Raw genomic sequence first — 12396 nt, 5'->3', positions numbered from 1 at the left:
CTCTTATTTGGTCAGAATGTCTAATAGGATCGTGTCTGCGATCTTTAAACCTTTTGTTGTGAGTCTGAGGTTTTGATCAAAAATGGCTTTTCCCTCGTCACTTAACCGATCGATATACTGAAGCTGTTCTTCTGAAAATGAGAACTGATACCGACTTTTGAGTTCTTCACTCGCAACGCCCTTTCGGGTTCGCAGGCCAAGCATTAACCGTTCCTCAGCCAGTGCTTGCATGTTTAAAGTTTCCTGTTCGAAAGGCTGTTCCCATTCCTGTTTTAAATAAGACCTGAGGTCCGGTTTGTTACTCCACCTATGAGCTGTTTTCAGATCTTCCTCCCACCAAAAAGAATGTGCTCCCGGGCCCAGCCCCAGGTAGTTCACATGATCCCAATAGTTTGAGTTGTGAATCGCCTCCTTGCCAGGTTTTGCATAGTTGCTCACTTCATATTGCATGATGCCGGCCTCCTTCAGCTTATTGACCACCAGATCAAAATGCCGGGCGACCTTATCATCTTCAGGCGGGACGATCCGCCCTAATTTAACCTGTTTACCAAGCCTGGTTTGGGGCTCCACGGTGAGCGAGTACGCTGAGATATGGGGAGGATCAAACTGAAGGATGGTTTCAATATCCTTTTCCAAAACCTCAAGGGATTGCCCCGGATTGCCGTAGATCAGATCTACGGTGAAGACGTTGAAATCAGAGGATTGTAGTAACTCCAGGCAGCGGAGGGCTTCTCCTGAGGTATGTGCCCGATGCATAAAGTTCAGAAGATCGGTATCGAAACTCTGAACTCCCATACTTGCACGATCGATGCCGGCGCTTTTTACTCCCGATAGAAAATCGCGGGTCACATCATCCGGATTCATTTCAAGGGTGATCTCTTCGGCCTGAACATCAAACACAGAATATATGGCTTCGAGGATGGATCCAGTCTGGGCCGGAGTTAGGAGTGAGGGAGTGCCTCCCCCAAAATAGATCGTTTGAATTGGGTCTGTGGTAAAACGGGTATCTTTATGGGAGTAGATCTCACGGATCAATTCATCCACGAACTCCTGTTTATACTTTTGCTGTGTCACGAAATAGAAATCGCAGTATGAACAGGCTTGCTTGCAAAAGGGGATGTGTATGTAAAGACCTGCCATGGGAGTTTTTGGGTGCTTGTTTTAAGTGCTGAGTAAGCACTTAAAAGTAAAAATTATTTAGTGTAGAATGGGTTTTGGTCGTATTGGTCTTTGCCCTGATAGGCACGGGAGTATTTTACGTAGTTGGAGGCATATTTTTTTATAGAGGCGATCTCCTCTAAAGAAAGTTTGCGGGCTTTTGTAGCCGGGGAACCCATGTACAAATAGCCACTTTCTAAAGTTTTTCCGGGTGGAACCAGCGTGCCTGCAGCAACGATCACATCCGATTCAATGACGGCTTTATCGAGAATTGTTGCATTGATCCCCACCAATACGCGATCATTGATGGTGCACCCATGTACCACGGCTCCGTGACCGATCGTAACCTCATTCCCAATGTTGGTGGGTCCGGTCTGATTCATCACATGAATGCAGACGTTATCCTGAACATTACTGCGATCACCGATCTTGATATAGTTGACATCTCCACGAATGGTAACATTGAACCACACACTGCTTTCATTACCAAGTGTAACATCTCCGATGATCTCGGCATTACCTGCAATAAAAACGGAATCATTGTACTGAGGAGTTCGGCCTAAGAATTCGTGGATCATGGGAACGGTGGTTTGTTGAATTTTACCTAAGGTATGAATATCCAATAACCAATATCCATCACGGAATTGTAGATGTCAGGTAATTCGAGGACAATGTTGGTTAAGATGAAGACCCTGAAGGGGTCACATATGAATAGCCCGGGGTAAATACGCGTAAGCGGGTGCAACCCTGGGGTACATCCCCGAAATAGTAAAAACCCAAGCAACGAAAGGTGCCATAATATCACATGGCTATCGCAGGGTTGGGGCATGCGGGCACCAAAGCCACTAAAAAGTTCGTTGCCCAAGCTTCGTTAAACGGTATAGACTAAATCACCTTATGGGCGAAGCTTTGTGTATTCATATTTCTAACCCAGGCCTGCTTCAATGCTACTGCATTTCATTGGCCGAGGCTATTCGTAAGTGACCCCTTCAGGGTCGTACAAGAACATGTTTAATATACTGTCCTCGAATTACCTGACATCTACAGGAATGGCCAAGTTATTACCTGGATATTGAATATTCCGTGTTGAGTTTTGGATATTCAAAAAAGCCCCTCGCTTCTCAAACTCACAAAATTATAACCGGCAATGATGACATGGTCATCCACCGGGATGCCGAAGAGTTTGCCGCATTCTGCGATACGTTTGGTGAGCTGGATATCGGCTGTGGAGGCTTTATTGTGTCCTGAGGGGTGATTGTGGATGAGGATGATGGAGTTGGCTTCGTTCAGCACGGCCTGCCGCATCACTTCGGCTGTATCTACGATAGTGGCTGTTTTCCCGCCATTGCTGATCCTGGAAAATCCCATCAGTTTTTTGGCATTATCCAGAAAACCGACGATGAAAGTTTCTTTTGTAAGGTGCCGGAGTTTGGGGGCAAAATAAGCATTGACGTCTTCGGGCGAGGTGATCCGTATCTCCTCACCGAGCGCCGCAACTTGCAGTCGGCGAGCCAACTCGAAAGAAGCTTCCAGGGTTATGGCCTTTACTTTGGCGATACCGGGGATCACTTTCAAGGATTTCCAGTCTTTCCGAACCAGATTGTGCAAGCCACCGAACTGTGTTAGCAGGGCTTTGGCCGTATCGATCACATTGAGCTTTTTGGTTCCCGTACGGATCAGAATGGCGAGGAGTTCAGCATCGGACAGGGAGTCGGCCCCGTAGTTCATGAGTTTTTCACGGGGCTGTTCATCGGGCAGCATCTCTTTGACGGTGCGGTTATGGAAGTGTTCAACGGAAAAGGATTCTTGGTTTGTCATATCTCTCAGTTTGTTTTCTTTTACAGTGAGAGCGATGAAAAAGGAAATCCTTACAAATTTTTTTCTTTCAGATAAAAACTAGTAGGTAGTTGTGCAGTAAGGGCGTATGCGATACGCCCTTACGCTAACCGAAGCAAAATCATCTCACGGCGAATGCTTAACCATGCTGATTGGTTGGCCTGAGATTTAATAATGTGAGGAGGAATCAAAAGTTGATTCCATGGCAGGTATTTGGATTCCCGCCTTTGCGGGAATGACCGGGGATGGGGTGATATTAGGTTTAAATCTAAAACTCAAAGGTATATCGATAAACAGAAGCTAAACCATTGGGTGATTCATGAATGGCGTAAGCACTGCCGCGAACTCCGGGATAAAGTTTGATATCGGAAGGCAGATTGACGGTCCATTTAGCATCACTGCTTTTATCAATGATCAGCCATGGTTGCGTATCACTCCAGGGATCATGTTGTTTAATCCAGTACCGGCCGTCCTGATCTACTGTAAATTCTTCAAAAGCAGGCCAATAGGATGGTTTGCCCGTACTGTTAATAGCTTTTATGATCTTATCACCCCTACTATTGCTTAAACTATCAAGGTCAACATTAGTGAACGGAATCAGGGAGTTTTGGTCTTTAAAATCAGAGATCCTTGATCCAGCTAAATCGTATTCTGAAAAGTGAAGAGAGTCACTTTTAGCTATAACGATCTTTCCTTCATTAGAACTGATCTTCAGATCAGGATACATATCGGCTGTAAAAATATTAATACTGTTGTCTTCCATATAAACCAGCCTGTTATTGGTCGGAAAGAGGATGGGAATCTGTAAAAGCTTTTCATTGGTGAATCTACCATGTAGATCAACTTCTGATAGAGTGACAAATTTTTGAGCCTCACCTTCTTCAGGCTTGAAGAAATATGGGTCTACAAATGATACTAACACATTTCCATTCTCTGAAGGGAAGATGTTACGTGGTGTTCCGATGGGTTTACTATTTATCTTTATATTTTCGATGCTAATAGTAGATAAGTATTTATTGGTTTGAGCATCAAAAACATCAATTTTCCTGGCATTATTTTGCAGTACGAAAAGCCGATTTTCATGAACTTTTATTGCGGGATTTAGGCCATCAAACTCTCCTGGCCCTTTGCCCTCACGCCCAATAGAAACTAAGTAATTTCCTTCAGGCGAAAATTTGTGTATTTGTTGGAGCCGGGTGTCAGCTATATAAATTTGATCCTCATCGTCAACAGCCATTCCTGAAAAGTCACCAATCAAGATATCGGGGTGATCAGCATCGACAAGCAGCTCCTTACTAAAGGAGAGTTCTTTTAATGAATTTGTATCATTCTGTTTTTTAGAATTGCAGCTTATGAACAGTATCAGGGAGAATAGTAAAATAAATGGTTTCAATAGGACGGCCAGAAATTAAAGAGTTGATGAATTGAAGGTTTATGCAAATATCGAATATATATATATATATATATATAACTAATGACCACCCAATATTGAATGTCCAATATTGAGTGTTTGAGATCGCCATTCCTTACTCGGGGCCGCCCATCAGTGGTTCATTAAAGGCACGGATACTGGAGTTCGGTAAACCTTCGGGATAATTATCCTTCACCATTTGGAGCGCATCGATCACCATCTTGAGGTGCATCTCTTTGGAGTTCTGGTAGAAGGACTGGGCTGCTCCGGATAACTTGGGTTTGCCGTGAAGCGGTTTGTCACTTACACAAAGCAGAGTGGCGTGTGGAATTCTGTATCGAAACCCGTTGGTGGCTACCGTGGCTGATTCCATATCAACGGCCACACTTCGGCTCATGTGAATTTCCTCAACCGTCTTAGCTTTAGAAAATTCCCAGTTTCGGTTGGCGGTGGTGTACACCGTGCCAATACGGTGTGTCATGTGGTTCTGATCCAACACTTCCTGCATGTATCGGTTCAGAATGTAATTTGGTGATATCGGAATACCGATCGGAAACAGATCATCCAGAACCTGATCCGCCCGGTAGTACCCGTTGGCTAACACAAAATCTCCGATATCCTGGTGATTTCGGAGTCCACCGCAATGTCCCACCATGACCATGGCATCGGGCCTGAGTACGCCAACATGGTCGGTTATGGTTTTTGCATTGGAAGGCCCCACACCGATATTGACCAGGGTTACGCCGGAGTTGTTATCCATCTTGTGGTGATAGGCCGGCATTTGTACGCCTTCACGAGCAGGTTTCGTACAATTGGGAAACATCTCCAGAAATACGTCCACATGCATGTCGTAATTGGTAAACATAATGTAGCGCTGAAAATCTTCGGGTTTGGTGCCCGTGTAGTGCTGTAGTCGGTCCAGTGAGATATCGATCCGCTCTGCCCGGAAGAGGAACAGCTTCTTTTGGGTGATGTTCCAGTCGTTCTCATCCAGGTTATCAAAAAGGACAGGCTCATGCAGAGGCAAAACATCCCGGGAAGGCTTGATGAAAACGGTGGCACCATGAGTCACCAGTCGTTCGATCTCCCGTTTCAGGTACCAGCGATAGGCTTCAGGCTGGGCCAGCTCTCCATCGATGACGGGGTTGTGTTTACTCCATGTACGCTCAACGATCATCTTGGGATATTTGCCGGATCGATAAATATCCTCCATCAGATCCAACGCTTTATCGATAGCTTTTTTAAGTTCCGCCTCCGATGCAAACTGATCTTTAACTAATTTGAGCGTGTCTGACATCTATGAATACCCGTGATTTTAAATTTTCGATTGAGCCGTGGGTCACCACGAAAGAAGAGCTCAAATATACGACGAATATCTTCAAACTTTTAAGTCGCGACATGAAATTAGAGTCCGAAGATCATTCAGCGACGTTTTCGATCGTTGAAGCACCTGAGTGGATGAATGTGATCCCACTCACTTCGGATAATGAGATCGTGTTGGTGGAACAGTACAGGTATGGCATCGAAGAACCAACCCTGGAATTACCGGGTGGCATGGTGGATGCGGGGGAAACCCATGATGAAACGGCTCGACGGGAATTACTTGAGGAAACAGGATATGCGGGTGATACCTGGAGTTATTTAGGTAAGGTTAGCTCGAATCCTGCTTTCCTGACCAACTATACACATTTATACGTAGTTCAGAACTGCCAAAAGGTGCAGGAGCAACAGTTGGATGGGAATGAACGCATCAATATTCATACCATGCCTTTGGATAATTTTATGGAATTGGTGCATGAAGGAACAGTACATCATTCCCTGGTGGTAGCGGCTGTGGCTAAGTACTTGCTTTGGAGAAGAGACAAGGAATAAGCGTGAAGCTTTTTAAACAAAGTCTTCAGGGTGAGAAGAAATACCGGAAAAATCTTTTAAAATCTGCTTATCCAGGGTAACTAATTGAATGTTGAGCTCTTTGGCCAGGCTTACAAACTCACAGTCGTAAGCTGAACAGGAAGATCTGCTGCTTAACTCAAGGATACTGTTTGAGTGCACATGATATTCACGTTCAAACATTTGAGACTCTGCCTTTTCAGTAATAAGCATAGCCTGTGAAAGGGAGATCAGATCTTTTCTGAGATACAACAAAACTACATTACGAAATTCACTGCGCCAAAGTAGAGGTGCGATCCAGTGAGGTTCCTTTTGAAATAATTGATCGCAAAGATCAGATTGATCGGAAGGAAGCCAGAAATGCGCTATGATATTAGTGTCCACAACGATCATGAACGGCCTTTATCAATGGCATCCTGAATATCTTCAGTATTCAATGCTTTCTGTGCCATTTTTCTTGCCAATCGCGCCTGGTACAATATCTCATTATCCGTTACCCGGTTTGGCTCAACGGCCTTTTCAAGGCAAGCAATGATCTCACTGTTCATACTGCGGTGCCTAGCCGCAGCTTGTTTCTTTAACTTTTCATAGATCGGCTTTGGAATATTTTTTACAGTTATATTAGCCATGTTGGTTTCATTTTGGTTGTATTATGAAACTAACATCAGGGGTATTGTATTGCAAATCAAATCGGTTCAAATAAAAAAACCTGCCGGTAAGAAACCGACAGGTTTTAGTGTTTAGCTACTAATTCAATCTTGAACTTATTTTATCAGCGTAAGTTTTTTGGTCATCACATTTGAGCCAACTGAAAGTCGGTAGAGGTACATTCCGCTGGCAAGGTTACTTGCATCAAAGGTGGCTTCGTAAGTTCCCGGTGTAAGCGTTTGGTTAACCAGGGTTCTGACCTTTCGCCCGGCCATGTCAAATATATCAAGTGATACATCTGCCTGCCTTGCTATCTCGTATTTGATGACAGTAACAGGATTAAATGGATTCGGGTAATTTTGACTGAGCTGAGTGGCCTGGGGGATTCCGGTGATCAATTCCTCATTTGAAGTACCAATATCATCGGATGGACTGATCATAAATTGAATAGCCGAGATGGATGGTGCAGAAAAATAGATGCCGGATAAATTGGTTCCACCGGTTTCATTAGTTTTTCTGTAACGCACGTAATCCGTTCCCCAGGAATTTTCATCAATATAAACCATTTGTTCCAGATCTGAGTCATACTGAATGTGGGTGATCACACCATTAAAACCATCATGATGATGTTCAACCTGGGAGCCATCGGTATTGACCTGATCGATCCATGTGGATCGGCTAAAGTAGATCTTGTTCAGATCAGGGTTGTAGGCTATTCCACGCGTGTAGTAGTAACCGTCTGTGGTTACAGGGGTGTAATTATTACCGTCCATGTCAGACTGATAAATACCGTCTTCTTCCAGGTAGTAATAGATCAGGTTATCCTCGTAATTGATGTCAAAGTCTACAATCGAATTGCCGTAATCGAGGCTAAGTAATCTTTCCTCTGGAAGTTCATCATCCAGATTTATTTTGTATAGGCTTCTGGAATCGATCAGATACAGATCATTGTTGGTTTGATCCAATCGCATTTTTCTGAAACTGGTACCGGATACATTAAAGGGCCTAATGAATTGCACATCATCACCGGCGAAATTAGTTCTTAAGATCCGGGATTCTACTCCTCTGGTAACCAGGTAGAGCCACTCCTGTTGCGCATCCATGGCAAGCACATGTTCAAAAAATGATGGATAGGTTAAGGATGTAAAGGTGTTAGTGGCCAGATCATGTTCACCTCCGTTGTATATCAGAGCATCATTAACACTATCCAGTATAAAACCGGAAACTCTAACGTCTTCTGTAACTATTGCTACCGGTTCCGCATTTTCATCACTCAGATCTAATTCAAAAATGGAATTTCTATCTTCATTAGTGCGCATCAAAATCCGATCGTTAGCTTCATCAAGTGTGATCTGATTGATATTCACCGAACTGTTATATAATTCAATTGTGGTATCATTTAGCAGGTCATGTTGCATCAGTTGAATATCGTAAGAGCCATCCAGTACGAAATTAACATTTTCACCCGCAGCATCAGATTCTATGTGTTCGTACTTTGTGTATATATCGATGGTATGCAAGGTATCAGGATCGTTTTCCCCGTCTTTAACCACTAACTGTTGATCGGTACTACCGTTTTGTTCTGCGTAGAATATCTTTCCACTTTCAGAATAGTCGACATTTAGCATATATCCGGTATCTGTTTTCTGGATCTCGGTATAGATATCACCGCTGGCAAGATCGAGTCGCTGCACCTGTTTACTGGTTGTGGCATACAAGGAATTTCCATCCAGATCGATATCCGTATAAATATCATTGTCTGAGTTGTTTAATGTGTAAGCTTCACGAAAGGTTGTGAATGCACGATCTGACTTGTATATAGTTTTATTATTGATCAGCAACATACTGTCTTCGCTGGGGATATAATATCCATTACGGTAGGAAACAGAATTATTAATGATGTTAATGGAGCTGTCTATCTCCATATCATATTTTTTAAGGTGTTTTACGGAACCTACCCCACTGTCCTCTATATAAAAGATCTGATCGTCGGTCTGTTGGGCCTGAACTGAAGGACTGTTAAGGCCGGTGACCAAAATCAGGAAGGATGTAATAAATAGTAGCTTCTTTTTCATGATCTAATATTTTTACTTAGGTTGATTTAAAGCACTTGAGTACTTCGTTAAAGTTTAAAGCCAATATATTCTTGACGTTAGAAGCAGCTTTAAAATATTTTACACCTTTGAATACGAAAAGTTATTATTGATCGGCTCAATTATTTAGTAAGCTGTTATGTAGTTAGAAAACTGAAATCGAACGAATCCCTTCTTACTTTCAGTTATCACATCCAAAGACCAAAGAAAATCAACGCAATCGACTATGTTAGAAACCGGAAAAAAAGCCAAGCTCGATTTTACAGTCAAAGCTGTGCAAAACGGAGAAGAGAAAGAGATCAATTTTAATGATCTGCTGGATAAGCCCACCATTGTATCGGTGTATATGAAAAATAATACGGGCGGGTGCGATCGCCAAACCAAAGACCTTGCGGATCATGCCGACTGGTTTACCAAAAAGGGATATAACCTGGTGGCGGTGAGTAAAGATACCTGTGGGTCACATAAACGCTATGCTGAAAAACAAGGCATTGATTTTACCCTGGTATCTGATCCTGATTATAAATTTGCAGAAGCGACAGATTCTATCGTTCAGAAAAAGATGTACGGAAGAGAGTATGAGGCCCCTTCACGTTCGGCCTTTGTTATTGATACAGATGGTACTATTTTGGGGACTATCAAAAAAGTGAATACGAAAGACCACGCCGGAGAGTTAAAAGAGCTGGTCGAAGAATTGAATTAATCCTGTTTTTACATGAAAAGTCTCGTCATTGTAGAGTCTCCTACAAAAACTAAAACTATTAAGAAGTATCTGCCCAAAGGGTATGTGGTGGACTCCTCTATGGGTCACATTCGTGATCTTCCTTCCTCGGCCAAGGAAATTCCGGCCAAGTATAAAAAAGAGAGCTGGTCAAATTTAGGGATCAACGTGGATGACCGTTTTGATCCCCTGTATGTGATCCCATCCTCCAAAAAGAAAGTAGTTACCAAACTCAAAAAATTGCTAAAAGATGCCGATGAATTGATACTGGCAACGGATGAGGACCGTGAAGGAGAGGCGATTTCATGGCACCTGATGGAGATCCTGAAACCCAAAGTGCCGGTTAAGAGAATGGCATTCCGGGAGATCACCAAAGAAGCCGTGATGAATGCGCTGGAGAATACCCGCGACATTGACATGAACCTGGTGCATGCTCAGGAAACACGACGAATATTAGACCGCCTGGCAGGGTATACCGTATCACCATTGTTATGGAAGAAGATCTCTCCGGGTCTTTCTGCAGGACGTGTACAATCGGTAGCGGTTGAGTTTTTGGTGGAACGTGAACGTGAGCGAATGAAGTTCAGAAGCGCCACTTATTATGACCTGAAAGCGCAGCTCCATAAAGAAGGTGATGATTATAAATTTGATGCGGACCTGACGCACCTCAATGAAAAACGGCTGGCCAGCGGTAAGGACTTTGATGAAAACACCGGCAAGCTAAAAAAACCAAAGTCCGTCGTTTTACTGGATGAGGACAAAGCGAGTGCCCTTGTGGATGACCTGAAAGAAGCCAAATGGTCGGTCATCAATGTGGATGTGAAAACGCAGAAACGAAATCCCGCCCCTCCATTTATTACCTCAACCCTTCAACAGGAAGCTAACCGTAAATTCGGTTTCTCAGCACGCGACACCATGAGTGTAGCACAGAAGCTGTATGAAAAAGGATTTATCACCTACATGCGTACCGATTCTACCCGACTTTCCGGACAGGCCATTGGGGCAGCCCGAGATGCGGTGACCGATGAGTACGGTGAAGACTATTTATTTGAGCGGGTACGGAATTACAATAAGAAAGGAAAAGGAGCTCAGGAAGCTCACGAAGCTATACGTCCCTCAGGCTCACGTTTTGTAAAACCGGATAAAGCCGGATTGAGCGGCAGGGAGTTCAAACTGTATGACCTGATCTGGAAACGGACTATTGCCACGCAAATGGCAGAAGCGGAACTGGAATTCACCAACGTAACGATCCGTGCTTCCCATAATGGAACCGATGCAGACTTCAGAGCGGGTGGTAAAAAGATCTTGTTCCCCGGGTATTTCCGGGCTTATGTTGAGGGTAGCGATGATCCTGAAGCCGCTCTGGAAAATCAGGAAAACTTTCTTCCTGAAATGAATGAAGGGGACAGCACCGGATTGGATGACCTGAATTTTGTGAGTCATGAAACCAAACCACCGGCCCGATATACGGAAGCGACTTTGGTGAAGGAACTGGAGAAAAGAGGCGTAGGGCGTCCAAGTACCTATGCATCCATTATAAGTACCATTCAGGATCGCGGGTATGCCAAAAGTGAGGGTAAAACGCTGATCCCAACCTTTACGGCTTTTGCAGTATCCTCTCTGTTAGAAAAACATTTCCCTGAGTTGGTTGACAGTGATTTCACCTCTGAACTTGAAAACAAGCTGGATGCCGTGGCCGAAGGAACACAGGACCCGGTAAAATACCTTGAAGATTATTACAGCGGCGACAATGGGTTGAAAGCCAAAGTGGATACTCAGGAAGACAAGATCGATCCGCAGGAAGCCAAACTTCTGGATCTTCCTCTGGAAGGTATGGAGGGGATCAAAGTGGCAGTGGGACGTTTTGGGCCTTATGCCCGGATGACCAAAAATGGTGAAGAAGTCACAACGTCTCTGCCGAATGATATGGATCCCAGTGACATCTCTTCTGAAAAACTGGAAGAGCTGATCAAGATCTCTGAAGAGCAGGATAAGCCTATTGGGCATGATCCCGAAACTGAAGATCCGATCTTTCTGCTGTCAGGGAGATACGGACCCTATGTGCAACGCGGGGAAGTAACTGAAGACAATAAAAAACCAAAAAGAGTATCCTTACTGAAAGGAATGGAACCGGCCGACGTGGATCTTGACCTCGCGCTTGAGTTACTGAAACTGCCTCGCAAGCTTGGTGAGCATCCGGAAGACGGCAAGGTGGTAAGAGCCGGAGTAGGACGGTATGGCCCATATGTGGTGCATGATGGAAAGTTCAAATCCATTCCAAAATCAGACAGTGTACTGGATATTGAACTGGATCGCGCCGTAGAGTTACTGGCTCAGAAAAAACAGTCGAGGCGAGGAAGTAATGAGATCAAGGATCTGGGTAAACATCCCGATACCGATAAGCCGATAAAAGTGATGACCGGCCGGTATGGCCCATACATCAAGCATGGTAAAAAGAATATCAGTTTGCCTAAGGGAGAAGCACCGGAAGACTTTACCATGTCTAAGGCGATCGACCTGATCAAGGAAAAGGGGTAGAACGTTCGGTTCACCCCGAACTCGCTGGTCGGTGGCTTTATAATTTTTTTTGTAGATTTATATTCACTACTGTCAATAACATAAAGACAGCTTAAGGATCT

At 44.0% G+C, this 12396-nt stretch carries 11 protein-coding genes; 3 read left to right on the top strand and 8 right to left on the bottom strand.

Translation table 11 applies throughout. The annotated features are described in order from the left end of the window. Positions 1-3: 3 nt before the first annotated feature. The 5 genes from hemW to C3B73_RS02765 form a co-directional block, all read right to left on the bottom strand. Positions 4-1140: a radical SAM family heme chaperone HemW gene (gene hemW / locus C3B73_RS02785; protein ID WP_103664114.1), complete on the bottom strand. Its 1137-nt coding sequence runs from the start codon at positions 1138-1140 to the stop codon at positions 4-6. Between the two features lie 53 nt (positions 1141-1193). Beyond that, positions 1194-1736 (bottom strand): gamma carbonic anhydrase family protein, encoded by a 543-nt coding sequence (locus C3B73_RS02780; protein ID WP_103664113.1) that lies wholly within the window; start codon positions 1734-1736, stop codon positions 1194-1196. A gap of 523 nt (positions 1737-2259) precedes the next feature. Next, complete coding sequence (gene radC / locus C3B73_RS02775) at positions 2260-2976, bottom strand: RadC family protein (RefSeq protein WP_103664112.1); 717 nt, start codon at positions 2974-2976, stop codon at positions 2260-2262. Between the two features lie 286 nt (positions 2977-3262). Then, positions 3263-4387, bottom strand: a complete 1125-nt coding sequence (locus C3B73_RS02770; RefSeq protein ID WP_103664111.1) for a 6-bladed beta-propeller — start codon at positions 4385-4387, stop codon at positions 3263-3265. A 133-nt stretch (positions 4388-4520) separates the two neighbouring features. After that, positions 4521-5702, bottom strand: a complete 1182-nt coding sequence (locus C3B73_RS02765; protein WP_103664110.1) for a phosphorylase family protein — start codon at positions 5700-5702, stop codon at positions 4521-4523. A 101-nt stretch (positions 5703-5803) separates the two neighbouring features. Between C3B73_RS02765 and C3B73_RS02760 the strand changes: the two genes are divergently transcribed. Next, the gene (locus C3B73_RS02760) at positions 5804-6277 is read left to right on the top strand and encodes an NUDIX hydrolase (RefSeq protein ID WP_232802953.1); all 474 of its coding nucleotides are present in this window, start codon (positions 5804-5806) and stop codon (positions 6275-6277) included. A 12-nt stretch (positions 6278-6289) separates the two neighbouring features. On the opposite strand, the gene C3B73_RS02755 is transcribed toward C3B73_RS02760, so the two are convergent. The 3 genes from C3B73_RS02755 to C3B73_RS02745 form a co-directional block, all read right to left on the bottom strand. Continuing rightward, entirely contained in the window at positions 6290-6688 is a 399-nt protein-coding gene (locus C3B73_RS02755) for a type II toxin-antitoxin system VapC family toxin (protein ID WP_103664108.1), read from the bottom strand. Continuing rightward, positions 6685-6924 (bottom strand): FitA-like ribbon-helix-helix domain-containing protein, encoded by a 240-nt coding sequence (locus tag C3B73_RS02750; protein ID WP_103664107.1) that lies wholly within the window; start codon positions 6922-6924, stop codon positions 6685-6687. The genes C3B73_RS02755 and C3B73_RS02750 overlap by 4 nt, the downstream gene beginning before the upstream one ends. A 135-nt stretch (positions 6925-7059) precedes the next feature. Next, the gene (locus tag C3B73_RS02745) at positions 7060-9018 is read right to left on the bottom strand and encodes a T9SS type A sorting domain-containing protein (protein WP_103664106.1); all 1959 of its coding nucleotides are present in this window, start codon (positions 9016-9018) and stop codon (positions 7060-7062) included. A 244-nt stretch (positions 9019-9262) separates the two neighbouring features. On the opposite strand from C3B73_RS02745, the gene C3B73_RS02740 reads away from it, so the two are divergent. Continuing rightward, on the top strand, positions 9263-9739 hold the full coding sequence (locus C3B73_RS02740; RefSeq protein ID WP_103664105.1) for a peroxiredoxin: 477 nt from the start codon (positions 9263-9265) through the stop codon (positions 9737-9739). 12 nt (positions 9740-9751) lie between these two features. After that, a complete protein-coding gene (topA, locus tag C3B73_RS02735; protein ID WP_103664104.1) occupies positions 9752-12295 on the top strand; it encodes a type I DNA topoisomerase in 2544 nt (847 codons plus the stop codon). Positions 12296-12396: the final 101 nt, after the last annotated feature.

It is taken from the genome of Gracilimonas amylolytica (assembly GCF_002911695.1).
GTDB classification, from domain to species: Bacteria; Bacteroidota; Rhodothermia; order Balneolales; family Balneolaceae; genus Gracilimonas; species Gracilimonas amylolytica.
The sequence above is the reverse complement of the archived record's forward strand: the minus strand, read 5'-3'. Positions and strand labels throughout refer to the sequence as shown.